Here is a 25,552-nt window from a genome sequence, read left to right as displayed (position 1 = left end):
CCATGTCCCCCCAGAAACCGGGATTACACCCCCGTAACCGTCACCACAGTCGTTACGATCTCGCGACATTATGCCAGGTCACGCCAGAGCTGGCGCAATTTCTCGTTCGCACGCCAGGTGGCGAACAAAGCGTTGATTTTGCCAACCCGCTGGCCGTAAAGGCGTTGAACAAAGCGCTGTTAGCGCATTTCTACGCCGTGACGAGCTGGGATATACCTGACGGTTTTTTGTGTCCTCCGGTACCGGGGCGCGCGGATTATATTCACCATCTTGCCGATCTGCTCGGTGAGACGACGGGAACGATTCCGACCACGGCAAGCATACTGGACGTGGGCGTGGGGGCGAACTGTATTTACCCGCTGATTGGGGCTCATGAGTATGGCTGGCGCTTTACCGGAAGCGAAACCAGCGATGAGGCGCTTGCCAGCGCCCAGGCGATTATTAAGGGAAATCCAGGGTTAACCCGCTCTGTCCGTTTGCGTCGTCAAAAAGATCCTACGGCGATTTTCAACGGCATTATTCATAAAAATGAACAATTTGAGGCTACCTTGTGTAACCCGCCGTTCCATGACTCGGCCGCTTCTGCGCGTGCCGGCAGCGAGCGTAAACGCCGTAATCTCGGGCAGGATAAAGACGATGCGCTGAATTTTGGCGGCCAGCAGCAGGAGTTATGGTGTGAAGGCGGCGAAGTGGCGTTCATCAAAAAAATGATCGCGGAGAGCCAGGCGTTTGGCCGTCAGGTCATGTGGTTTACCACGCTGGTTTCGCGCGGTGAGAATTTGCCCCCGCTGTATCGTGCTTTAACGGATGTTGGCGCGGTCAAAGTCGTTAAAAAAGAGATGGCCCAGGGGCAAAAGCAGAGTCGCTTTATCGCCTGGACCTTTATGGATAACGATCAGCGTCGCCGCTTTATGACGCAGAAACGCTGACCGGCCTAGATCGTCGGTTCGTCAGGCGGCAGAGGTTGTGCCGCCGCAGTCCCGCCGGTCGGTGCCGGTAGAACCTGATAGGTTTGTACCGGGGGACGGATATTGGCGAGGTCAAAGTGTTTTTTGACCTGAGTGTCGAGCGCGAAGCGGACAGTCCACTGCTTCAGCGGCAATGTGGTAAACGATACGCGCAGCGTAAATGACGTATTGGTTAAGCCCACAATGCCGGAAAATGATGGCTCGCCAATAATCAGGCCACGCACGTCGTCTATTTCCATCACCGCCGCAACGGCGTCTTTCAGCGCCTGGTTAGCTTTGTCGGCATCTTCATGACGATCCACATCATAGTTCGCCACCACCGAACCAATACCGCGTACGAAGTTGGCGAAGGTGGTTATCGATGACCACGGAACAATATGATAAGCCCCGGTATCCTGACGCACGCCCACCGATCGAATAGACATCCGTTCCACCGTCCCGGTTAACGGCCCGATCGTCACCAGATCGCCGGTATTCATGCCGTTTTCAAACTGGATAAAGATCCCGGTAATAATATCTTTCACCAGCGTTTGCGAGCCGAATGAAACCGCCAGCCCCAGCGCCCCGGCGCCTGCCAGTAACGGCGCGATATTGACCCCGATTTCCGAGAGCACAATCATGATGGTGATGGTACTGATGATCACCGCCAGCGCATTACGAAACAGCGTGAGCAATGTGCGCGTACGTGCGCTGGGCAGCGGACGCCCGTGGACATCGGAGGCCAGACGATTTTCTATCAGGCTTGCCAGTACAGTCCAGCCAATGGCCGAGAAAAACAGGATCAGCGCGATGCGGATCAGGATATCAACCGTTTTTTCGCCTGCCCCGTAATGCAGCCAGTTCCAGAAGTCGAATAATCCCCAGGCGTTAAGCAATAGCATGCCGGCGATACAGACCGTCAGGAATCGCGCCACTTTCAGCGCCATAGAGAGCCAGTTATTGAGCCGTTTTTGCAGTTCAGGGTAGTTTCGCTGCGTTTCGGGAGACAGGGTGATGGTTTTAGCAATCCAGCGAGAGAAGACCCCGGAGATAAACGCGGCGGCGCCAATAATGATCAGACTGCGCACCGTGGCGCCCATCATAAATTTCAGGCTATTGCCGGGATCAAACAGAGAAAAGAAAAACAGCACGATGAAATAGGCGCTGGCCAGCCAGTGCCACACCAGGGCAAAGGCGCGGATAAACAGACTAAAAAACGCCAGCGAACGTTGCGCCAGATCCAGCAGATGCTGGGTGATCTCCTGCTTGTTTTTGAAGATCAGATACAGTGCCCATAAGGTGATGCACAACATGATGATGACGTTGGCCATCGCCCCGACCTGGACATTCACCTGGTTGGAGATAATAGGAACGGCGACAATCAGCCCATAGCCAATCAGGCTGCTGAGCGAACTTAAACGGCGGTTCCAGTAGCGTGCGCCATCATTCTGAAGAGTAAACGGACGCAGCTCCGGCACGGCCGGGCAAAATATCAGGCGCAGGATAGCCTTGAAAAATTCAATCAGCGCAAACGCGTTGAGAAACAGACTCTGCTGAAACGCGATGGTGCGGCTACCTGCGTTCATTTTATCACTCAGCATCTGCCCGACAAATAACGTCAGCGCCAGCAACAGCAGATCGATAATAAACGCGCCGACAATCATCGCTGGTAGCTGTAGCCAGTTACTGCGATCGCGGTTTTTGTTACGCGCCCACTGACCCATTTTGCGATACAGCGGCAGCGTACACAGACGGATGACCCAGTAAAAGGTGAAGACTGAGGCCGCCAGCATTAAAAAATGGGTCAGGGCATTTGTAAATGATTGTGAATTGAAGGGTTTGTGCGGGGAATCGGTAATATTGCGATAGAGTTGGGCAAACTTCCCGGAGAGCGCATCACCGTAGTGACGACTGATGTCAGTGACATTCTCCAGCACGGTTTTTTCTTCTGCAAGCGTAGGGGGCGTGATGTCAGGCACCGACTCTGCGGGAGGCGTCTTCGCGACGCTGCGTAACTGCGCGATCAATTCTTTACGCGACGTCTCGTTCTCCAGCACGTCCGCGAGCGCCGCATAGGCTGCTTTCTTTTGTTCGACATCAGGTTCCGTTGTGGGTGTCGCGCCCGTCTGGGACGGTGTGCCCGTCGTTACGCCGGGTATCACGACTGCGTGGGCGGGAGCGCCCAGTAGAATGAAGAGGATGAACAGAATCCACCGCATGACTCCTCCAGTGAGAAAGTAAAACAAAAAGATAAGTATAGAGGATGGGGGAGGAGGAATTTGAAATGGGACAATTCGCAGGGAACCTCCCTTCGAAAGAAGGGAGGTGAGCACGGGGATCAGGAGACGTGTTGTAAAAACTCCTGTAAACGCTGACTGGGTGGATTTTCAATCAGCGTTTGCGGGTTACCGTCTTCCGCAATGCGGCCTTTGTCGATGAAGATTAAACGTGAAGCCACTTTCTCGGCGAAGCCAATTTCGTGCGTCACGATAACCATCGTCATGCCTTCTTCCGCCAGATCCTGCATGACTTTCAGCACTTCGTGGCGCAGTTCCGGGTCGAGCGCGGAGGTCGGCTCATCAAACAGCATCATTTTGGGCTTCACCGCCAGCGCACGGGCGATCGCCACGCGCTGTTGCTGGCCGCCGGAAAGCTCAGACGGATAGTGATGAGCGCGTTCCGCCAGCCCGACTTTCGCCAGCAGCTCTTTAGCCAGTTTCTCCGCGTCCTCTTTTTTCGCACCGCGTACGCGCTGTGGGCCGAACATGACGTTTTCCAGCGCCGTCAGATGCGGGAAGAGGTAGAACTGTTGAAACACCATCCCCGCTTCCTGGCGGATTAAGCGCTCGTCCACCTTCGGATCGTTCACTTTCAGGCCATCGACGATCAGATCGCCAGAGGTGATTTCTTCCAGCTTGTTGATGCAACGCAGCAGGGTGGATTTACCGGAGCCGGAAGGCCCGATAATGACGACCACTTCGCCCTGACGGATGTTCAGATCGATGTTATGCAGCACCTGGGTTGGGCCAAAATGCTTAGAGACGTTTTTAAATTCAATCACAGGATTTTCATCCTTCTTTCCAGACGACGCAGAATAAAGCTCAGTACCAGCGTAATGATCAGGTAGAACACCGCAACGGCGCTCCAGATTTCCAGTGCGCGGAAGTTACCGGCAATGATCTCCTGGCCCTGACGGGTGAGTTCAGCCACGCCGATAACAATGAACAGTGAGGTATCTTTAATGCTGATGATCCACTGATTACCCAGCGGCGGCAACATGCGGCGCAGCGCAAGTGGCAAAATGACATGACGAATGGTTTCTGTGCGAGAAAGTCCAAGCGCCAGTCCGGCTTCGCTGAAACCTTTATGGATTGAGAGCACGGCCCCACGCGTAATCTCGGCGATGTAGGCGCCTGAGTTGATCATAATGGTGACGACGGCGGCGCTGAACGGGTCAATCCGCAAATCGTTAAACGCCATTGGCAAGGCGAAGTAGATAAACATCACCTGCACGACGATGGGCGTACCGCGGATGACTTCAATAAAGACCAGCGCGACGTGGTTGGCAATCCAACCGCCATAGGTGCGCGCAAAGCCTGCTGCCAGCCCGATAACCAAACCGCCGGCCAGACCGAGGACCGAAATCCACAAGGTCATTTTGGCGCCTTCAATGAGAAGCGGAATGGCGGGCCAGATGGCACTCCAGTCAAACTGCATATGTCGTTCCTGTTACCGTGGTGAAATTATTCAAAGGCCCATGTTGCCGGAGGCGGACAGGGGCTAAAACGTAGGCCCGGTATGCGTGAGCGCCACCGGGCACGACGAGCCGATTTTCAGGCTGTTTTATTTAGGTTCAGTACCGAACCATTTTTTGTAGATTTCGTTATAGGTGCCGTTATCACGCAGCGTCTTCAGCGCGCCGTTCACTTTCTCGCGCAGTTCATCGCTGCCTTTCGGGAAAGCGATACCATACTGCTGCGCTTCCAGAGACTCACCGACCGCTTTGAACTTGCCGTTGCCCGCGGTTTTGATGAAGTACAGGATGTTAGGCGTATCATGCAGAACAGCGTCTGCACGGTTGGTGCCCAGCTCCATGTACGCGTTATCGATGTTCGGGAACTGACGCAGATCTTTGGTTTTGATGTTGGCTTTCGCGTAATCAACAGAACCGGTTCCGCTCTTCACGGCAACCACTTTACCGTCGAGGTCTTTAACGCTTTTTACGTCGTTATTGTCCGTTTTCACCATCACTAACAGACCACTTTTGTAGTAGCCATCAGAGAAGTCGATCGCTTTTTTACGTTCTTCTGTAATGGTGATGCCCGCCAGCGCCAGATCGATGTTTTTGGTTTGCAGCGCAGGGATGATGCCGCTGAAATCCATCGGTTTCAGTTCATAATCCAGCTTCAGTTCTTTTGCTACGGCAGCCCACAGATCCACATCAAAGCCAACGTATTTGTCGCCCTGTTTGAATTCAAACGGAACGAAGGCCGTGTCGGTTGCGACAACGAGTTTCTTATCCGCGGCGTGAGAAGATACCGCAAAAGCCAGGGTAAGTGCTGCCAGTGAAACTTTTAATACAGACTTCATAGCATTTCCTTTTATATCCACGGGGCGATCCCCTGCGAGAACAGATAATGTAATGAAAAAAACATGCCAACTTTGCAACTCATTGTTTTAACAGGCATGTGTTTTATGTCGTTGCACAATAAGCGGGGCAAAGTCGACGCTTCGCACCGTTTTGGGGCACTGAATTAGTGCAGAATTGTCCTGGTGCAAACGGTATGGCTATTTAGCGTAAAAATTGTTGATAAAACAATCTTTCGTTAACGATTGTGTGAAGTGATTATTACAATTTATTCACTTTGGCAGGGCGGAAGGAATCTTTGGTGCACCATAAAAGTGCAAAACCCCCGCCAGCGCGAGGGTTATTAGAGGAAGTACTTATGACGTGCTTATTCGATGTTGGATTCAATGAACCACAGGAATTTGTCGAGATCGCGAGAGGCGGCGGTGAGGATATCCGCAGTGTCTTCATCTTTCGTTTCGCTGATGGCTTTACGCACATCGTTAGCGACTATCGCATAGCGATCGGCCAGCTCTTTCAGGTGATCCTGTACGGTATGGATATCCAGCGGGTAGCTTTTCAGCGGCGTCTTGCTATTAATGACTTGCGTTGTGCCTAATGCCACGCCACCCAACTGTACTGCGCGTTCAGCCATCGTATCAAGGTGATCGGTCAATGCGGTACGGAAGCCATCCAGCATTTCATGTACGGCAATGAAATTGGCACCGCGCATGTTCCAGTGGGCCTGCTTGGTTATCAATGACAGGTCAATAAACTGAATCACCTGACGATTCAACAGCTCGATTGTCGCTTTCTTATCGCTGTCGGAGACATCGTTGCGGGTATAAAGCAGATTAGACGCTTTCGTTTTTACTAATTTAGCGGTACTCATAATCTCATATCCTCTTGATGTTTTGTGTCCCAGGTAATTAACGAAACTAAGTATAGCAGCAGATTTAATTCCTGCTTTTTTGGTTGTGCCTATTGCATTAATAGCGAGGATGATGAGAAATATAAAAATAGATAAAAATCAAAGGCATGATTGTTTTGTTGTGTCTTTGTTGCTTATTTTTATCAGAGAATGAAAATGAGAATAAATATGCCAACGAGAACGCAAAAATAAAAGGATATCAGACGGTTCAGCAGTGGGAATATTCTGCATGATGATGCACATCATGCAGAACGGCGACGTTAATTAATATCAACTTGCTCTATTTTGGTTTCGCGACGCAGAGTGAGCGTTGAACCCACGGATGCCGCAATGATGGCACCTAAGGCCAGCGTCTGTACCCACGTCAGCGTCTCTCCCAGGAAGATCATCCCGGAAACGGCGGCAAGGGCAGGCTCCATACTCATCAGCGTGCCAAAGGTGCGCGTGGGCAGGCGTGTCAGCGCAATCATTTCCAGCGAATAGGGCAGTGCTGTGGAAAGGACAGCCACCGCCAGACCTAACGGGATAATCGACCAGTGCCACAGGGCATCACCCGCCTGGATGACGCCAAGGGGAACGAAAACCATTGCGGCAATCAGCGAACCGACGGCGACGGTGGCGGGGCCGTGCTCCTCTCCCGCGCGGTGTCCGGTGAGAATATAAACGGCCCAGCAGGTGCCTGCCCCAAGCGCCAGTAACGCGCCGGTGAGATCAACATGAGAGACATCCTGCCCCAGCGGTAACAGAAACCACAGTCCAAGGACGGCCAGCGCCACCCAAATAAAATCAACCGGACGTCGTGAAGAAAACAGGGCCACCGCAAGGGGGCCTGTGAATTCCAGCGCAACGGCGATACCCAGCGGTACCGTCTGGATCGACAGATAAAAGAGGTAGTTCATTCCCCCCAGCGACAGCCCATAAAACACCAGAGGAAGACGTTGTTCTTTTGCAAAACGCAAACGCCAGGGTTTAAAGAACGCGATGAGGATTAATGTACCCAACGCAAGGCGCAGCGCAGTAACACCCGGCGCGCCAACGAGAGGGAATAGCGTTTTCGCCAGTGAAGCCCCGCTTTGAATAGAGGACATGGCAATAAGTAAAACCAAGATGGGTAACCAGACTGGCGTTTTTCGTGACGACCCCGGCATCCTTTCTCCTGTCAATAAATGTGTAGAAAAGTAAAAGGGGGAGTGTAAAGGAAATAACCCTCTGGCGGTTGAGTATTCGTTGAAAAAAAAATCCAGAAAATCCGTAGAATAGGGGTTGGTTGATGGAATAATAATCTGTGTGATTAGGATTAATCTGGATGAAAGTGCCATATTTTGCGCGTAATAATGGTGCAATCATGCGAAAAAGTGATGTTATTTGAAAGAGATAGCGAGCTTTGGAAACGTTCTGTTACATGAAAGGCTCCGTTAGACATCGCGAATCGCAAAGAGTTTCTCATCAATATTTGATATATTTAAAGCTTAGGATTTACTTGAAGCACATTTGAGGTGGTTATGAAAAAAATTGCATGTCTTTCAGCACTGGCCGCTGTACTGGCTATCTCCGCAGGTACTGCTGTAGCTGCTACTTCTACCGTTACTGGTGGTTACGCTCAGAGCGATGCTCAGGGCCAGGCCAACAAAATGGGTGGTTTTAACCTGAAGTATCGTTACGAGCAGGACAACAACCCGCTGGGCGTAATTGGTTCCTTCACCTACACCGAAAAAAGTCGTACTAACAGTGCAGGCGATTACAACAAAACCCAGTATTACGGCCTCACTGCTGGCCCGGCTTACCGTCTGAACGACTGGGCAAGCATCTACGGCGTAGTGGGTGTTGGCTACGGTAAATTCCAGGAAACGAATTTACCGACTGACAAAAACGACACCAGTGACTACGGTTTCTCCTACGGTGCCGGTGTTCAGTTCAACCCGATCGAAAACGTTGCTCTGGACTTCTCCTACGAGCAGAGCCGTATTCGTAGCGTTGATGTGGGTACCTGGATCGCGGGTGTTGGTTACCGCTTCTAATCACTACGGTGATATGAAAAATCCGCCTCTTGGGGCGGATTTTTTTTTGTCTGAAAATGGCGCAAGCGACGGGGCGATATCTCATCCCCGTTCGGTTATCACGATTTGGTATCGAAGATGTCAGTGCCCAGATGGTTGTAATCCACCTTCTGTAACTTGAAGTTGGTGATGAAGATAGGCCCGGCTTTCTGCTCAGAGATGAAACGGTATTTAGTGTCGATCTCTTTCGCGCTGATCCCGGTCCACTGGGTGAAAAAGCCCAGGAAGTCATTAGCGGAACGGCGCGCTTTGATTTTGCGGTGGGCTTTATCATCGCTGGAGATAACCATAAACGGCACCTGGAAGTTCTGCTGGAACTGATCGTCATGCGCCAGATACTGCACCTCTTTTCCACGCTCTTTAAACGCCAGACCGTGATCGGAGAAATAAACCATCGAGAAACTACTGCCGCTATTGCGCAGTTGGTCGTATAGCTGGCGCAGCAGGTCGTCAGTTTGCGTCATGGTGTAGAGATAGCAGGACGTCTCTTTTGACTGCACGAATTCTGCGTATTTACCTTGCGTACGATCGCAGGCCTGCGGATGAGAGCCCATTAAATGCAGGACAATGAGCTGCGGCTGCGTATGCTCGGTTTCGAGTACCTGGGCGGTCATTTTTAACAGCGCTTCGTCACGCACATTTTTGTTCGCTTCAAAGTTACCGTCTTTCAGGAAATGCACTTCGTCAGCACGTTTCGCAATACTGGCAATAGCGGTATCGTACTCGCCAATTTGCCCCTGATTTGAGAACCACCAGGTCTGGAAACCGGCGCGGTTGGCCAGCGTCACAAAGTTGTCCTGATACTGCGGTTGATTGTCCACCACACGGTTAAGCGTCAGCCCAAGCGATTTTTGTGTGGATCCGCTCGCAGCAACGTAATCCATAAAAATATTGCCGTTGACCGTGCTGGCGAAGGGGGTGTTATCCCAGTGACCGCCAAACGCCCCCAGCGCGTCCCGGCGCGCACTTTCGCCAATCACCACCACATAGGTATGGTATTTGGGTTTCACCGCCGTCACCGTCCAGGTGTCTTTCATTCCGGCCAGTTTTGCCATCCGCGCCTTTTCATCAATCACTTCATTGTTATTGACGATAACGTCTTTGACGAAGCGGAATACCGGGTAACCCGTATCTTTCAGTTTAAAGACGCCGCCCCACGCCAGGTTTTGCACGGGGGTAACAAAGAACGTGATGACGCTAAACAGCAGGCACAGGCTGTTGAGCGTATTCCAGGGTTTCTTTTCGCTCTCTTTTTTGCGGCGAATGGCAATCACGCCCAGCGCAAAAATGAAGACACCCACCAGGTAGTTGTACCACGGGAAAATAGTCAGGATCTCAGCCGACTCTTCCACGTTGGTCGAATGCATCGCCAGCAAGGTATTAAAGTTGGGCGAACCGTATGCCTGACCGAACGGAAAATACATTGCGGCGATCAGTGAACATACGCCGATCAACACCTTTTGCGTTCGCGGCGCGCTGCGCCAGAGCAGCAGCAATATGCAGGTAAAGGCTGCGCTATAAAGCAGGCTAAAGGGGTAACCCAGTGCGAGGTTAATCAGCAAAGATTGTAAAAAGTAAAAGGCCGTCCACGGGGTAATGACCCGGCTGCGGGCAATAAGCGAGTCTTTGAGGGTTAAATTCATATGCCACTATTACAAAAACGCCATGTGCTTACCCTGGCGCAAAGGGTTAATGCCTGCCTGAGAGTGCGTGAAGAGGGTATCTGCGTGCCGCAATATATGCAGGGCTGCAAGAAGATAGAGCTTGCTCATGTTTAGGTCAACTACTACAGCGAAAATGTTTTGCGAAGGGGATAGCAAATCAGACAAAAAGAAGGGGTATTTGCGCTGAACCGAGAAAAATTATCTGAAGTGGAGAGAAGAAAAGGAAGCGGCGTACCGCGACGCCGCATTAGTGTGAGGAGGGTTTACCCTGATCTGGTTTGCCGTTGATCATTTCGCACAGCATTGAGATCAGCATTAACCGTACTTTAAAGGGAGAGTGACTAAACACGCGCATACACCTCTTGAATTCGTTCATATAAACCTCCTGACTTCTCGATCCCATCAATCCTTGAGGGATGACTGTATTACATACAGATATAGCACAGGCTATATTATATAGCTATTGCTAAAACGTTAATTTTTTGTGCCAGGACAACTCTGGTTTACAATGGCTTTTCTTACATCTGATACAGTCAACGCGTCACAGTCATGGGGAAGCAGAATGAGTCGTCGCGCAGGTATGCCAACAACAAAAAAAGTGACGCAACTAGTGAATGTCGAGGAACATGTCGAGGGGTTTCGTCAGGTCAGGGAAGCGCACCGTCGTGAACTGATTGATGACTATGTCGAGCTGATTTCCGACTTAATCAATGAGGTCGGGGAGGCGCGTCAGGTTGATATGGCGGCCCGACTCGGTGTTTCGCAACCCACCGTCGCGAAAATGCTCAAACGGCTGGCCTCGGTTGGGCTGATTGAAATGATCCCCTGGCGAGGGGTGTTCCTGACCCCGGAAGGGGAGAAACTGGCGCAAGAAACCCGTGAGCGGCATCAGATCGTTGAAAATTTTCTGCTGGTGTTGGGGGTGAGTGCGGATATCGCGCGCCGTGATGCAGAGGGAATGGAGCATCACGTGAGTCAGGAAACGCTGGAGGCTTTTCGACTGTTTACGCAAAAGAACGGAACCGCATCTGAATGAGTCTTCCCTTTTTGCGTGCGCTCAGGCGCGATCGCTTTTTTCAGTTGTTGATGATTATCGGGATTGGCTTAAGTTTTTGTGTTCCGTTTGCGCCTCGTCGTTGGCTCACCGCCATTGACTGGCATACCATTATTACCCTCAGCGGTTTAATGCTGCTGACAAAAGGGGTTGAGCTGAGCGGCTACTTTGATGTGCTGGGGCGCCGCATGACCCGCCGGTTTGCCACAGAGCGTCGTCTGGCGATGTTCATGGTGCTGGCGGCCGCAGGGTTGTCGACGTTTCTGACCAACGATGTGGCGTTGTTTATCGTGGTTCCTCTCACCATTACCCTCAAAAAGCTGTGCGCGATTCCGGTTAATCGGCTGATCATTTTTGAAGCGCTGGCGGTGAATGCCGGTTCGCTGCTCACCCCGATTGGCAATCCGCAAAATATACTGCTGTGGGGACGTTCTGGCCTGTCATTTACCGCCTTTACCTGGCAGATGTTGCCGCTCGCTGTCGCAATGATGCTGACCTTACTGGTGCTGTGCTGGTTCTGTTTTCCGGCGAAAGCGCTGCAATACCATACCGGGACGCGCTCGCCAGACTGGCAGCCGCGCCTGGTGTGGAGCTGTCTTGGGTTGTACATCGTCTTTCTGACTGCACTGGAGCTGAAGCAGGAGCTGTGGGGACTGGCGATTGTGGCGGCAGGGTTTCTGGTACTGGCGCGCCGCGTAGTGCTCAGCGTGGACTGGACGTTGCTGCTGGTGTTTATGGCGATGTTTATCGACGTGCATTTATTAACCCAGCTTCCCGCGTTGCAGGCGATGTCAGGTCATATCGGCACGCTTTCCGGGCCGGGGCTTTGGTTGACGGCTATCGGACTGTCGCAATTTATCAGCAACGTGCCCACGACGATTTTACTGTTGAACTATGTACCGCCTACGCTGTTACTGGCATGGGCTGTCAATGTTGGTGGTTTTGGTCTGTTACCGGGCTCGCTGGCAAATCTGATTGCATTACGCATGGCAAACGACCGACGCATCTGGTGGCGTTTCCATCTGTATTCGTTACCGATGTTGGTGTGGGCGGCGTTGGTAGGGTATGGGTTGTTGATGTGATCGAAGTGCCAGACCCGATGGCGCTATGCGTATCGGGCCTGGTGAAACCTGTAGGCCGGATGAGGCGTTAGCCACCATCCGGCGTTTACAGCGAATTAGTTCAGACGAACCGGCATACCAGAACGGTTCTGTACCGCCTGTTCAACGACGGACTGATCGACGTCAGGCTGACCGGTGATGCTCGTAATGCTCTTGTTCAGCGTAATCGGCACGATCTCGCCGCCTTCGAACTGAGCTTCAGTGGTCGACAGCGGGTTATGCACCTCAATATAGCGGCTGCCGTCTGGCTCGGTGGTGGCTTTCACTGGCTCATCAATAAACTGAACGCGCGTACCGACCGGCACATTCTGGAACAGGAATTTGATGTCTTCGTTACGCAGACGCACACAACCGTGGCTCACGCGCAAACCAACACCAAAGTTGGCGTTAGTCCCGTGGATAGCATACAGACGGCCAATATACAGGGCGTACAGACCCATCGGGTTATCCGGGCCGGCAGGCACGACCGCTGGCAGCGGTTCACCCGCAGCACGGTATTCGGCGTGCATTTTAGCCGTCGGCGTCCAGGTCGGGCCTGCTTTTTTACGTTCCACTTTGGTGGTCCAGTTGATCGGCGTATCTTTACCTAACTGGCCAATACCAATCGGCAGCACGATAACGGTGTTGGTGCCTTTCGGGTAATAGTACAGACGCATTTCAGCACTGTTGATGACAATACCTTCATGCACGGTATCCGGCAGGATCAACTGCTGCGGAATGTTCAGCACCGTACCGCCTTTCGGCAGGAAAGTATCCACACCAGGGTTCGCTTCCAGCATGTTGGAAAGACCCATCTGGTATTGGGCGGCAAAATACTCCAGCGGCTGGGTATTGCCTTCCGGGACAGTGATGACCTGGTTTTGACCAATCACCCGGCTACCGTCTGTCGGTAGTGGGTAAGTTACGGCTGAAGCAGTGCTGCAAAAGCCAACAACAGCGAGTGCCGCCGCGAAAAACGTTGTCAATTTCATATTCATATTCATTTATGCGAGATTCATTGCCAGGCAGGCTATTGGGTTGAGATTTCTGTAGTGTTGGGAGCGCATTATATGTGCATTCGGGTTCACAGGGAAATCAGATGTGTACGAAATCACATTTTTTCCCTTGATCTGACCTTTTGTTCTGCGTTCATACTTCTGACAATACGCGATCTTTTTTAAGACTTGTGGCATAATATGCGGTTTGTCACATATTTTTCTCAGGATACGCCAGTGTTAGTTTCCAGCAACGTCACCATGCAGTTCGGCAGTAAGCCGCTTTTTGAAAATATTTCCGTCAAATTTGGCGGCGGCAACCGTTACGGCCTGATTGGCGCGAACGGTAGCGGTAAATCCACCTTTATGAAAATCCTCGGCGGCGACCTTGAGCCGACGCTGGGCAACGTCTCCCTCGATCCCAATGAGCGTATCGGTAAGCTGCGCCAGGATCAGTTTGCGTTCGAAGAGTTCACCGTACTGGATACGGTAATCATGGGCCACGCTGAACTGTGGGAAGTGAAACAAGAACGCGATCGCATCTACGCGCTGCCGGAAATGAGCGAGGAAGACGGCTATAAAGTGGCCGATCTGGAAGTGAAATACGGCGAGATGGACGGCTATTCTGCTGAATCCCGCGCTGGCGAACTGCTGCTGGGTGTTGGCATTCCGGTAGAACAGCATTACGGCCCGATGAGCGAAGTCGCCCCCGGCTGGAAGCTGCGTGTGCTGTTGGCGCAGGCGCTCTTTTCTAACCCGGACATTCTGCTGCTCGATGAACCGACCAACAACCTGGACATCGACACCATTCGTTGGCTGGAGCAGACGCTGAACGACCGTGACAGCACCATGATCATCATTTCGCACGACCGTCACTTCCTGAACATGGTCTGTACGCACATGGCGGATCTCGACTACGGCGAGCTGCGTGTTTATCCTGGTAACTATGACGAGTACATGACAGCGGCAACCCAGGCGCGTGAACGTCTGCTGGCCGATAACGCCAAGAAAAAGGCGCAGATTGCCGATCTGCAGTCCTTCGTCAGCCGCTTTAGCGCCAACGCCTCGAAATCGCGTCAGGCAACGTCACGTGCGCGTCAGATTGATAAAATCAAGCTCGACGAAGTTAAAGCCTCCAGCCGTCAGAACCCGTTCATCCGTTTCGAACAGGACAAGAAACTGTTCCGTAACGCGCTGGAAGTGGAAGCGCTGGCCAAAGGTTTTGATAATGGCCCGCTGTTTAAAAACTTTAATTTGCTGCTGGAAGTGGGCGAGAAGGTTGCCATCCTGGGGGCGAACGGCGTGGGTAAATCGACCATGCTGAAAGCGCTGGTCGGCGACATTGCGCCGGATAATGGCACCGTTAAATGGTCTGAGAATGCGCAAATTGGCTACTACGCGCAGGATCACGAATATGAGTTCGAAAACGATCTGACCGTTTTCGAATGGATGAGTCAGTGGAAACAGGAAGGCGATGACGAGCAAGTTGTTCGTAGCTTCCTTGGTCGTCTGCTGTTCAGCCAGGACGATATCAAGAAGCCTGCCAAAGTGCTGTCCGGTGGTGAAAAAGGGCGCATGTTGTTCGGTAAGTTGATGATGCAGAAACCAAATATTCTGGTGATGGATGAACCAACCAACCACCTGGATATGGAATCTATCGAATCGCTGAACATGGCGCTGGAGATGTACCAGGGCACGCTGATCTTCGTTTCTCATGACCGCGAATTCGTGAGCTCGCTGGCAACCCGCGTTATCGAAATTACGCCGGAACGCGTTGTCGACTTCACCGGTAATTACGAAGATTATCTGCGTAGCAGAGGCATCGACGGCTAATTTCCCGTCGTCTTTCACGCTACAGCTGCGTTGGCTGCTCCTGCGCACCCCGGTCACTTACTTTTGTAAGCTCCCGGGGATTTGCAGGTTTGCCGCCTTGCTGTAGCGCGAAATACTTAGGGAAATACTCCTGTTTGCCGGGTGGCGCTAACGCTTACCCGGCCTACAAAAAACATCGATCACGTAGGCCGGGTAAGACAAAGCCGCCACCCGGCAAACAGGTTTAGGGAAATATTCCTGTTATGTAGGCCGGGTCAGGTGAAGCCGCCTCCCGGCAAACAGGTTTAGGGAAATATTCCTGTTATGTAGGCCGGGTCAGGCGAAGCCTCCACCCGGCAAACAGGCACTACATCACCCAGTCACTGCGTTCTTCACCGTTAATCAGCAGCGTGCGCTGCTCACCCGCCGGTAACGACACTTTCAACGCTTTCCACGCCGGACGATAATCGCCGCGCGTTGTCACGTTCAGGTTGATAGTCGAACCTGTACACGCCATCTCCCACGTAAGCCACAGCGCATCGCCGTGCTGATAATTCCAGCTCTCGCCATCATCTTCAAACAGCATACCGTGCGTCGTGCCCGTGCCCTTAACGGGGAAGAGTTTCAGCTCGCGCGTATCGTCTTTCTCTGCGCTGACGTGGGTGATGCGTTCGCTCAGCGGTAAACCGGCGCCTGCCCGTACCAGCAGCGGCAGTTTTTCCAGCGGGGCATCGCGGGTAATCCACTGACCACCAGAGAACCATTCGTGCGTGTAAAAATCGTACCAGCCGGTTTCGTTATCCGGTAACCAGACGCGGCGCTGGCGTTGACCTTCTTCAACCACGCTTGCCACTAAAATATCGCGGCCCAGCAGGAAATCGTCGCACTCTTCGAAGGTTTGCGCATCATGCTCATGGTCGAGGAATGTCGGGCGCAGCATCGGCTCATCGTCGGCATGAGCCTGCCAGAGCAGGGTATAAAAATAGGGCAGTAAGCGATAACGCAGCTCAATCGCACTGCGAATGGCGGGCGTCACACCGGGATACATCCACGGTTCATTGACCGTATGATCGTCATTCCACGAGTGAATAGTAAAGCGTGGGTGCATCACGCCATTCTGTACCCAGCGCACGAACAGCTCGGCGTCCGGTTTGTCGCCGGAGAAACCGCCCACGTCGTGACCGACGTTAAACAGACCGGAAAGGCTCATCCCCAGCCCCATTCTTGTGTTGTAGCGCAGCGTGTCCCAGTGGGTGCGATTGTCGCCACTCCAGGTCTGGACGTAGCGCTGCATCCCGGCGCAGCCCGAGCGCGAGATAAGATACGGCCGTTTTTCTGGCGCAAAACGCTGCTGGGCTTCCAGTGAGGCGCGCATCATCAGCAGCGGCATCACCGGGCGAATGTGCTTAATGGCGATCTCCTGGCCAAAACCGTGACAGCGGGCTTCGCCGTCCCACACTTCAAACTCGTTGTTGTCGTTCCAGGTCGAGTCGATGCCCATCTCCAGCAGTTGAGTGGTCACGCCATCCTGCCACCATTGAATTGTTTGCGGGTTGGTAAAATCGAGATTAGACCCTTCATCGTCCCAGAAACTGGAGCGTTCCGGCGCATTCGTTTCTGAATCGCGAATGAACAGGCCTTTTTCCGCCACTTCGCTATAGCGCGGATGGTCTTGTAGCAAGCACGGCTTGATGTTGGCTGCCAGTTTAAGCCCTGCATCATGGAACGCGCGGGACATCACTTTCGGCTGCGGCACTTTGTCGTAGTTCCAGTTGAAGACGTAGCGCTTGCCGTTGATCGAGGTGTAGCCGGAAGAGAGCTGGAATGAATCGCACGGAATTGCGTGCTCTTCGCACAGGCGAATAAAGTTCATTAGCTGGTTTTGCGCGTCCGGTGCGTCGGTGTAGTGCATGGTCGAGCCGCTGTAGCCGAGGCTCCATTTCGGCCCGAACAGCGTTTTTCCGGTCAGACGCACAAACGCTTTGGTGACGTCCAGCACCCGTTTGCCGGTAAACATGTAGTAATCGATATCACCGGCCTCTGCCTGCCAGCGGCGATACGCGGTGTGGTAGTTATCAATTTCATTGCCCAGATCCAGCCAGCAACTGCTCAGGTTGTCATAAAACAGACCGTAGCTCACATCGTCGCGGCGGGTGATGGTGAAGGGAATATGTTTGTACAGCGGATCGGTGCTGACGGCGTTATAGCCCATCGCGTCCAGATTGCGCATCTCATAGCGTTTACCGTTGCGCTGCAAATTACCGGCTTTCTCGCCCAGCCCGTAAAAGCGTTCATCTTTTTGGCGGCTCAGATAGTGCGCCACGCCGTCGCCGTGGGCGTTCAGCAGATAGGCGCTGGTGCTGCGATCGCTCGCCAGCGGCTGCCAGTCACCCGCCTCATCGCGATAATGCCACTCCAGCCACAGCGGCTGGTGGACGGTGACGCGCAGCTTTTCAGTGCTGATCGTCACGGTTTCGTTCTGCTGCTCCAGGCTCCACGCCGGGCAGCTAAAGCCGCTGAGGTCATCGCGATGACGCCCCTCCCAGGGCACATCTTGCTTCGGTGCGATGCTCCAGGTTCTGTCCAGCGCCAGCGCGCCTTTACGCTTAATCAGTACGCGGAACAGATTCTCTTCCAGCACATACAGGCATACGCGGTGCTGGTTATCCACCAGCAGTTCCAGATGATGCGCTGATTGCTTCTCAACAGTCCAGTTCTTCAGGGTTTTCATATGCAATACATCCACTATCAAGCGCGCTTTGCGCGACGTTCAGCAATAAATGCCACCAGGAAAACAGCGCCAATCAGGTCGAAGAAACCCATGGCGATGAAGAGGGGGTTAAAGCCGATTTTGTCAGCGGTAACACCAATCAAAAGGGAGAACAGGAAACTGGCTATCCACGCCGCCGAACCGCGCATGCCGTTGACGGTCGCCATCTGACCTTTATCGAATGACTCCACGACCAGCGCGCTCAGCATGCAGGAGATAATTTGATGCCCGAAGCCGCCGATGGACATCAGGATCACGGCAACAATCGGATCGCGGGTGATCGCCACCGCGGCGAGCGAAATCATCATAAATGCGCCGGTGACGGAACTGGCGATGGTTGAGTTAACGCGTGAGTAGCCGAACAGGCGGGTATAGAGTTTGGTCAGATAGCCGCTTGCCACGCTGCCGAGATCGGCGGCGAGAAACGGCAGCCAGGCAAATAAGGCGATCTGCTTGAGATCCATATTGTATTCTTTGGCGAAGTAGAGCGGCATCCAGAAACTGAACACTGCCCATGCCGGTTCCGCCATAAATGCCGGGATGGCGATACCATAAAAACGTTTGTTTTTAGCGACGCCTTTCAGCGCGGCGAAGAAAGGCTGTTTTACGGGCGCGGGCTCGTTGTCCTGTTTGATCCAGGCCAGCTCGTCTTTGCCGAGATTCGGGTGCTGTTCCGGGTTATGGTAGAACACCCACCACAGAATCACCCACAGCAGCGCCAGTACACCGGTGAACATAAATGCACCCTGCCAGCCAAAAGAGGCGTGGGCAAAGTAAATAATCGGCGGCGCTAACATCGCACCAATTGAGAAGCCGACACCCGCCCAGCCTGCGGCAATCGGGCGCTCGGTTTTCGGAAACCATTCGCCAATTGTTTTGGCGTTGGCCGGGGTTGCTGCGGCTTCTGCGCCGCCCATAAAGAAGCGCAGAATCGCCAGATGCAGCCAGTTTCCGGCGCCAGCGTGAGCGATACAGGCAATGGCCCACAAACAGGCGCAAATCATAAAGCCGAGCTTCAGACCGATCACATCAATCAGCCAACCGCACAGGGGTTGGAAAAGGGTGTAAGCGAGCTGGAAAGCGCCGACTATCCAGGAATATTGTTCGGTGGTAATACCCAGACTGTCTTTGAGCTCCGGGGCCAAAATACCTAACGAGTTTCGCGTGATGTAGTTAACCGTGACGCCAATTAAAAACAGCACCAGCATGTACCAGCGCAAGTTTTTCATGACACGGCGGGTTTTGCTTGCCGTAACTGTGTTGTTAATGTCCTGACTCATTTCTTTCTCCACAAGACGGACGATAGAGGGAAAATTCATCCTAGTTGTCATACAGATTTGTATCAGTTTGATATGTATCTGTTTTATGGTCTAAAGCTGACATATAACTAGTATGGAAGTGGTGTGACAAATTCACCTTAAGGGAGAAAAGAGGTGGGTAATAGCGGATTTTGTGCAAGCTTTCTCATAACGATTGTCTTTTATTTGTCATGATGCGCCGGACACCCGTTACAGCTTAATCTCAGGATTATGAAAATTTTTTCATATGCCTGATGGAGCGAGATCACAAAATGGATAAAAGGCTCAAAATCGCCGAAATTGCTGCCCGCACGCAGCTCTCCATCAGCACCGTTTCCCGGGTGCTCGCGGGGAAGGCCAACACCAGTGAAAAAGCACGCAGTAAGGTGCTGGCCTGTGCGCGGGAACTGGGGGTGATGGACGGGATGGCGGCGGGGCGTCTGCTGCTCAATAACCTGTTGGTGTTTGCGCCGCAGCGGGCGTTTGATGAGCGGTCGGACATCTTTTACTACCGGGTGCTCCAAAGTTTAAGTAAAGGGCTGGCTTCCCATGAGGTCAGGCTACGCTATTGCGCGCTGGAAGAGCTGGACAGCGATGCCCAGCTTTTTCTGGCGCGTATTAATGAGCCGGAAACGCAGGCGGTGATGTTGCTGGGTATTGATGATCCGCATATTCATGATCTGGTGGTGGATGTCGGGAAACCCTGTATGTTGATCAACTGTCGTGACCGACGGATGCGTTTGCCGGCGGTTGCGCCCGACCATCGCGCGATTGGTGAGCTGGCGGCTGATTATCTGTTTGAGATGGGCCACCGGGACATCATGAACGTGTTCTGTCTTCGCCGTTATACGATGGAACTTCGGCTGGCGGGCGTTCGCGATGCCTGGCAGTCGCATAATCTGAGGTTCAATGATCAACGCGATTTGCTGGTGGTGCCCAGTTTCAGCGCGAAAGAAACAGAGCTACAGGTGAGCGAATGGTTGAAACACACGCCAGCCAAAGCGCTGCCGACTGCGTTTCTGGTGGGCGGCGATTTTATGGCCGCAGGGACGATCAGCGCACTGCAAAAGCAGGGGTTGCGTGTGCCGCAGGATGTTTCGGTCATGAGTATCGACGGCTTTAATCTGGCGGCAATTCAGGATGTTCTCTTAACCGCCGTTCATGTCCCGCGCGATGCGTTGGCAATAGAGGCCGTACAAATGCTTCAGCAGCGGCTGATGCGCCCCGATGCGCCAGTCGGTACGCTGTTGCTCAATGGTTCGCTGGCAATCCGTGAATCTGTCCGGCGGATACGTCAGGGAAAACGACGCACCGCCGTCGAGAGAGAAGGGCTGTATGACGATTAAGCCATACCCAGCGCGCGTTTACCGTGAATATTCAAATCATTGAGCGTAAAGCGTCCTTCCCAGTGGGTTTCATAATCCTCACGGGGGAAGTCGCCTGGTGAGGCGCCTTTCTCCAGTGCGGCTCTGACTTTGTGCGCATAAGCCAGATTCTTTTCGCACAACGGCGCGGCAGGGATGTACATCACGTTACCCCAGCCTTGCTGGTTTTCAACGGGCGCCACGGAGTGAATGACGTCGCAATGCCACCAGACGGAGTCACCGGCTTCCAGTTGTGGAATGCTGGTTAACGCGTCAATTAACAACGGGTGCCATTGTTCGGAAATGGGCAATACTCTGCCTGGCGCGACGCCGCACAGTTCATCTTCCGGCACATCATCCAGCAGGGGACGTAGCAGGACGTACGCCATCGCTTCCGGGATCGGCACCACGTGCAGCAATCCTTGACCGGGCAACATATCGGAAAGCGCTGTCCAGCCCTGGAAAGTACGAAACACCGAACATTTGGTGGTGTTCTCCACGGTGTACTCTTCCACGTCGGTACGGTGCGCAGCGTTCCACGGATCGTACTGCTCGATATTGCCGTCAAACACCTGCGCGAAGACCTGTTGATACGCCGGGAGCAGCCAGCGTTCCAGCGCGCCAGAGTCGGTATGTGCGCCAAGGCCTTTTGAGGTTGTTCCCGGCGGGCGGCGGCGAATACGATCCGGGTAAATCACGCTCACATCCGGGTTAAACCACTGCTTGCCGTCGCTTTCAAAAGTCCACAAACGGTTAAGGAATGACTGGGCGTTAGCCATCTCCTCGCTTTGACGCGCCTGCATTTGCGCCTGTGACCAGTAGATCGGATAAATTTCCGGGCGGGAGGCGGACAGTGTTCCGAAAAAGTTATCGCCAGGGCCTTTATACACCTCGTCAAACTGGTTGCTGTCCAGGTAGTCGAGCATCGACTGATCCCAGTCCAGCGCCTGCTCGCGTGGGAAATGTTGCTTAATGACCACGCAGCCGTGTTGTTTAATCTCTTCTCGCTGGGCGCCTGTGATGCGGCCTGCTTTTATGTCAGCGTAAGTGAGTTCAGGCCAGACAGTTTCGCCGCGTGCTTTACGCGCATTAATGTCCGCCACGCGGGCTGTAATCACATCACTGAGTTTGTCAAAAACCTGCTGAACATCACCGATTTGTGCTCGCAGCGCTTTCTTCATCTGCCGGATAGCGGATTTGTGGTCGGCGGGTAACGTATCGCTGGTAAAGGTAAGAGCCATAAACACCTCACATAAACTTTCATTCGAAAGAAACATAACTTACAAGTGATACTTTAAGTTAAAAATAAGTTAATGCAAGTTGAAATTTTCGACAGTGTGAAAAGAATGCAGAGAGGGGAAGAAAAACGCGAGTGCAATGCGCCGGGGGGGCGAGGGCGTCCGGGAGAACCTTTTACTCTGGTGAACGTCGCCCTCACCAAAATAAAAGGTTCTCCCAATTCCTTAACCAACTGGCATTAAATCACCACGCTCCAGATTGCTGATTCATTCATTGAAGGGGGCGGTTTTATCCAGTACGGCCTGAATAACGTTCAACGCGCCCTGGTGATTATTGTCGTCAGTTGAATAGCGAGAGAGGGTTTTGATGCTGTCTGCGGCATTCTTCATGGCGAACGAGTAGCGCGCCAGTTTCAGCATTTCCGCGTCATTGCCGCTGTCGCCGATGGCGACCACATTTTGCGGCGACAAATTCCAGCGTTTTAACAGGCGGCTAATGCCGTTGGCTTTATGCAGACCCGGAATTATCAGGTCAATAAAGCCGAATCCGCTGGTGACCGGTTTCATAATGCCATTCAACGCGGTATGCAGCGTGTCTATCATTATGGGGATCTGATTATCCGGTAAATTCAGTGAGAATTTAAACAGCACGTCGTCGATGTCGTGGTAATCCTTCACCGGTTTCAGGCGGTGATAGTGTTTTGACATCAGCGCCACAAAGGTGTCGGGGGCGTTTTCGCTGATGTACGCGCTTTGCAAACCACAGGCGACGAAATTGAGCTGTTTATCTTTTAATAATTCGCCAATCACGATTTGCGATTCGTGACGGGTCAGTTCGCCGTGGAAAATTTGCTCGCCATGCTCAAAAACCAGCGCACCGTTTTCGGCGACAAAAGAGATTTCATCTTTGAGTTCGGGGAAGAAGGAGATGAGTTGGTAATACTGATTGCCGCTGGCGACGACAAATTCAATATCGCGTTTTTTCAGTTCTTGATACTGCGCCATAAAACGCGCACGATCGTACTGCTTGGCGTCGTCGAGAAAAGTCCCGTCCATATCGGTGACGATAACTTTTACGGTCATACATTGCTCTCCAGAATATTACTGCGACTAGCAACATTCTAATAACAATGTGACCTGAAGCACAAATTTAATTTCGAATGAAAGTGAGAGAGGGTACAGACGCTGTAGGCCGGATCCGCGTCAGCGCCATCCGGCAATCGTGAGGAGAGGCTGCCGGATGTCGGCGTGAACGCCTTTCCGGCCTACGGAGAGAGGCTTGTAGGCCCGGTAAGCGCAGCCGCCACCGGGCGTGAGGGTTAAAGCATATGTTCGGTACGGGCGATGATGTCGTCCTGGGCGTCCGGGGAGAGCGCGGTGAAGAAGGCGGAATAGCCTGCCACACGCACGACCAGGTCGCGATACTGGTCTGGGTGCTTTTTCGCTTCCAGCAAGGTTTCACGCGAAACGATGTTGTACTGAATATGCCAGCCTTTGTGCTCTTCAAAGAAGGTGCGCAGCAGGATCATCAGCTTCTGCTTGTCGGACTCATTTTCCAGGGTGGCCGGATTCAACTTCTGGTTGAGCAGCACACCGCCGAGAATGGAGCCGGTCGGCAGTTTACCGACGGAGCCAATCACCGCCGTAGGGCCGAGGTGGTCAGTCCCGGAAGAGGGGCTTGCACCTTCCGCCAGCGGCGTGTGGGCTTTGCGACCATCCGGCGTTGCCATTGTCGCGGCGCCAAAAGGCACGTTGGCAGAGATAGAGGACGTACCGGCGTAGTAGTTGCCACCCGTCGGGCCACGACCGTAACGCGGGTTATGGTACTGTTTCAGTTCGTCGATATAGGTCTGGTAAGCGCGGGCCAGCAGGGTATCGACGCTATCATCATCGTTACCGTACTTCGGCGCGCCGTTGATCAGACGCTGGCGCAACTGTTCGTGGGTCAGCCCTTCGAAATCGTCAGCCAGTGCAGCCGCCAGTTGCTGTTGACCAATCGCCCCCTGGTCAAAGACCAGTTTTTTCACTGCGGCCAGGCTGTTACCGAGGTTGGCGATACCCACCTGCAGACCGGAAACCCAGTCATACTTCGCACCGCCTTGCTTGATGCTTTTCGCCCGCTCGATGCAGTCATCGACCAGTGCTGAACAGAGAATGTCATGTACGTTCTCTTCCAGCATGGTATCGACCACATACTCAATTTCGATCGATTTACGGGTGTAGTAGCGGATCTGGGTATCCCAGGCCTCCATCACTTCGTCGAAATTGTTGAAGTTACCGGCAGAGAGCGCCTTTTCCTGTGGCAGGAAGACTTTCCCGCTGGTGGCGTCACGACCGCCTTCCAGCGCTGCCAGCATCACGCGCGCAAAGTTAATAAAGCTCATCCCGGTGCAGCGGTAACCCCACTTGCCGCCAACGGCGGTTTCGATGCAGCCAATAGCCGCGTAGTCGTAGGCGTCCTGCGGGTCGATGCCGAGTTTAATAAATTCCGGAATAACGATTTCGTCGTTGTTAAATGCCGGCATCCCAAAACCACAGCGAATCACCTGTACGCAGGCGTCGAGGAAGTCATTGCTCATCCCGGCGTGGTAGCGCACGCTGAGGTTTGGCTGCGTTGAACGCAGGCGACCACAGGATTCCAGAATGGCATAAGAGAGCGGGTTAACCGCATCCATCGGCTGGTCGTTAACCAGATTCTGACCGCCAATGGTGACGTTCTGATACAGCGGGCTACCGGCAGACGCTTTGGAGTGGGAGCCGGAGCGGATTTTGTTCACTTCCAGCAGTTTCAGCCAGCAGCTATGCAGCAGCTCAATGGCGTGCTCGCGATCCAGCGTCTGGTTCAGCTCGACGTCGCGACGGTAGTACGGATAGAGGTACTGGTCCATACGACCGAACGAGACGGAGTGGCCGTTAGACTCAATTTGTAGAATAAGCTGGATGAAGTAGCACAGTTGCAGTGCCTGCCAGAAGGTTTTTGGCGGTTCGTGAGCGATAACATCACAGTTTTCCGCCATGGCCAGCAGTTCATCGCGGCGGCTTTCGCGCGTTTCGGTAGCCGCCATTTCGCGTGCCAGGTCGGCAAAACGCTCGATGTGCAGACTCACCGCGTCGAGGACGATATCAATTGCTTTGAGGAACTGATCGCCGTGCAGATCTTCCAGGCAGGTGAGATTAATGCGGGAACGACGTTCGTCGACTTTATGACGCAGACCGTCGAGCCCTTTTTCCAGCACCAGTGGGAAGTTGACCGCCAGATGCGCATCACCGGAGGTCATGTTGCCTTCGGCCTTGATGATCCCCGTTTCCAGCAGACCTTTTTGCTCATCGGTAAACATGCCGTAGCAGCGATCCTGAACGGTCTGTCCGCGCCACCATGGGCAGACTTCATGCAGCACGCGTTTGTTCTCTTCGCTGACCGCAAAACCGGCGCCTGGACGATCGGCGAGGTCATCGATCTCTTTTTCAATCCACGAGACGGTGTATTCCGGGAAGATAGGCGCAGCACGGACTTCACTGGCCTGGTTGCCGATGATCAGTTCGTCGTGTTTGATCCAGATAGTCCGCTTTTCCAGATGATGCGCCAGCGCCAGAGCACGACGAACCGGGATAGGTTTATTCAAATGCTGCTGATACATCTCGGTGTAGTGCTGGGCGCGTTCGGTACATACCGGCGGTTTTACAATATGAATAAGCGCGGTTTTGTGTGCCTTGATGCGGTCGCTGAGTGTATCCAGTTTCAGTGTGGTCATGGG

Annotated in this window: 20 protein-coding genes; 6 read left to right on the top strand and 14 right to left on the bottom strand. The window is 53.1% G+C overall.

Features of this window, described 5'->3' with window-relative positions; genetic code table 11:
• Window positions 1–2: 2 nt before the first annotated feature.
• Window positions 3–929: a 23S rRNA (adenine(1618)-N(6))-methyltransferase RlmF gene (gene rlmF, locus ACO7SM_RS14715; protein ID WP_490468156.1), complete on the top strand. Its 927-nt coding sequence runs from the start codon at window positions 3–5 to the stop codon at window positions 927–929.
• A 5-nt stretch (window positions 930–934) separates the two neighbouring features.
• On the opposite strand, the gene ybiO is transcribed toward rlmF, so the two are convergent.
• From ybiO to rhtA, 6 genes are all read right to left on the bottom strand, one after another.
• Complete coding sequence (gene ybiO, locus ACO7SM_RS14710; protein ID WP_490468155.1) at window positions 935–3,166, bottom strand: mechanosensitive channel protein; 2,232 nt, start codon at window positions 3,164–3,166, stop codon at window positions 935–937.
• Between the two features lie 119 nt (window positions 3,167–3,285).
• Window positions 3,286–4,008, bottom strand: a complete 723-nt coding sequence (gene glnQ / locus ACO7SM_RS14705; protein WP_192611668.1) for a glutamine ABC transporter ATP-binding protein GlnQ — start codon at window positions 4,006–4,008, stop codon at window positions 3,286–3,288.
• Entirely contained in the window at window positions 4,005–4,664 is a 660-nt protein-coding gene (glnP, locus tag ACO7SM_RS14700; RefSeq protein ID WP_203358390.1) for a glutamine ABC transporter permease GlnP, read from the bottom strand. The genes glnQ and glnP overlap by 4 nt, the downstream gene beginning before the upstream one ends.
• A 126-nt stretch (window positions 4,665–4,790) precedes the next feature.
• Entirely contained in the window at window positions 4,791–5,537 is a 747-nt protein-coding gene (gene glnH, locus ACO7SM_RS14695; RefSeq protein ID WP_301696297.1) for a glutamine ABC transporter substrate-binding protein GlnH, read from the bottom strand.
• 365 nt (window positions 5,538–5,902) lie between these two features.
• The gene (gene dps, locus ACO7SM_RS14690) at window positions 5,903–6,406 is read right to left on the bottom strand and encodes a DNA starvation/stationary phase protection protein Dps (protein WP_490468154.1); all 504 of its coding nucleotides are present in this window, start codon (window positions 6,404–6,406) and stop codon (window positions 5,903–5,905) included.
• 299 nt (window positions 6,407–6,705) lie between these two features.
• Window positions 6,706–7,593 (bottom strand): threonine/homoserine exporter RhtA, encoded by an 888-nt coding sequence (gene rhtA, locus ACO7SM_RS14685; protein ID WP_490468153.1) that lies wholly within the window; start codon window positions 7,591–7,593, stop codon window positions 6,706–6,708.
• 354 nt (window positions 7,594–7,947) lie between these two features.
• Between rhtA and ompX the strand changes: the two genes are divergently transcribed.
• Complete coding sequence (ompX, locus tag ACO7SM_RS14680; RefSeq protein ID WP_276292314.1) at window positions 7,948–8,463, top strand: outer membrane protein OmpX; 516 nt, start codon at window positions 7,948–7,950, stop codon at window positions 8,461–8,463.
• A 98-nt stretch (window positions 8,464–8,561) separates the two neighbouring features.
• On the opposite strand, the gene ACO7SM_RS14675 is transcribed toward ompX, so the two are convergent.
• Entirely contained in the window at window positions 8,562–10,145 is a 1,584-nt protein-coding gene (locus ACO7SM_RS14675; RefSeq protein ID WP_490468152.1) for a phosphoethanolamine transferase, read from the bottom strand.
• 268 nt (window positions 10,146–10,413) lie between these two features.
• Window positions 10,414–10,542, bottom strand: a complete 129-nt coding sequence (gene mntS, locus ACO7SM_RS14670; protein WP_490468151.1) for a manganase accumulation protein MntS — start codon at window positions 10,540–10,542, stop codon at window positions 10,414–10,416.
• Between the two features lie 186 nt (window positions 10,543–10,728).
• Between mntS and mntR the strand changes: the two genes are divergently transcribed.
• Both mntR and ACO7SM_RS14660 read left to right on the top strand, forming a co-directional pair.
• Entirely contained in the window at window positions 10,729–11,202 is a 474-nt protein-coding gene (gene mntR / locus ACO7SM_RS14665; RefSeq protein WP_490468150.1) for a manganese-binding transcriptional regulator MntR, read from the top strand.
• Window positions 11,199–12,302, top strand: a complete 1,104-nt coding sequence (locus tag ACO7SM_RS14660) for an anion transporter (protein ID WP_490468149.1) — start codon at window positions 11,199–11,201, stop codon at window positions 12,300–12,302. Before mntR ends, ACO7SM_RS14660 begins: the two co-directional genes overlap by 4 nt.
• A gap of 95 nt (window positions 12,303–12,397) precedes the next feature.
• On the opposite strand, the gene ldtB is transcribed toward ACO7SM_RS14660, so the two are convergent.
• Entirely contained in the window at window positions 12,398–13,318 is a 921-nt protein-coding gene (ldtB, locus tag ACO7SM_RS14655) for a L,D-transpeptidase (protein WP_276292309.1), read from the bottom strand.
• 234 nt (window positions 13,319–13,552) lie between these two features.
• On the opposite strand from ldtB, the gene ACO7SM_RS14650 reads away from it, so the two are divergent.
• The gene (locus ACO7SM_RS14650; RefSeq protein WP_192611677.1) at window positions 13,553–15,148 is read left to right on the top strand and encodes an ABC-F family ATPase; all 1,596 of its coding nucleotides are present in this window, start codon (window positions 13,553–13,555) and stop codon (window positions 15,146–15,148) included.
• Window positions 15,149–15,494: 346 nt separating this feature from the next.
• On the opposite strand, the gene ACO7SM_RS14645 is transcribed toward ACO7SM_RS14650, so the two are convergent.
• Together ACO7SM_RS14645 and ACO7SM_RS14640 are read right to left on the bottom strand one after the other, a co-directional pair.
• Entirely contained in the window at window positions 15,495–17,858 is a 2,364-nt protein-coding gene (locus ACO7SM_RS14645; protein ID WP_490468148.1) for a glycoside hydrolase family 31 protein, read from the bottom strand.
• A gap of 17 nt (window positions 17,859–17,875) precedes the next feature.
• Window positions 17,876–19,177 (bottom strand): MFS transporter, encoded by a 1,302-nt coding sequence (locus tag ACO7SM_RS14640; protein ID WP_490468147.1) that lies wholly within the window; start codon window positions 19,175–19,177, stop codon window positions 17,876–17,878.
• Window positions 19,178–19,467: 290 nt separating this feature from the next.
• Here ACO7SM_RS14640 and ACO7SM_RS14635 point away from each other — a divergent pair, with 290 nt between their 5' ends.
• Window positions 19,468–20,541 (top strand): LacI family DNA-binding transcriptional regulator, encoded by a 1,074-nt coding sequence (locus ACO7SM_RS14635; RefSeq protein WP_490468146.1) that lies wholly within the window; start codon window positions 19,468–19,470, stop codon window positions 20,539–20,541.
• Here the strand turns inward: ACO7SM_RS14635 and ACO7SM_RS14630 are convergent.
• The 3 genes from ACO7SM_RS14630 to ACO7SM_RS14620 form a co-directional block, all read right to left on the bottom strand.
• Window positions 20,538–21,800, bottom strand: a complete 1,263-nt coding sequence (locus ACO7SM_RS14630) for a DUF1479 domain-containing protein (RefSeq protein ID WP_490468145.1) — start codon at window positions 21,798–21,800, stop codon at window positions 20,538–20,540. The two genes, ACO7SM_RS14635 and ACO7SM_RS14630, sit on opposite strands and share 4 nt — an antisense overlap.
• A gap of 264 nt (window positions 21,801–22,064) precedes the next feature.
• Entirely contained in the window at window positions 22,065–22,880 is an 816-nt protein-coding gene (locus tag ACO7SM_RS14625; protein WP_490468144.1) for a Cof-type HAD-IIB family hydrolase, read from the bottom strand.
• 236 nt (window positions 22,881–23,116) lie between these two features.
• Complete coding sequence (locus tag ACO7SM_RS14620; protein WP_490468143.1) at window positions 23,117–25,549, bottom strand: glycyl radical protein; 2,433 nt, start codon at window positions 25,547–25,549, stop codon at window positions 23,117–23,119.
• Between the last annotated feature and the right edge of the window lie 3 nt (window positions 25,550–25,552).

Source organism: Citrobacter sp. LJND-P06, from assembly GCF_058188415.1.
Note: the sequence above shows the minus strand (reverse complement) of the source record. Positions and strands in the feature narration are given on the sequence as shown.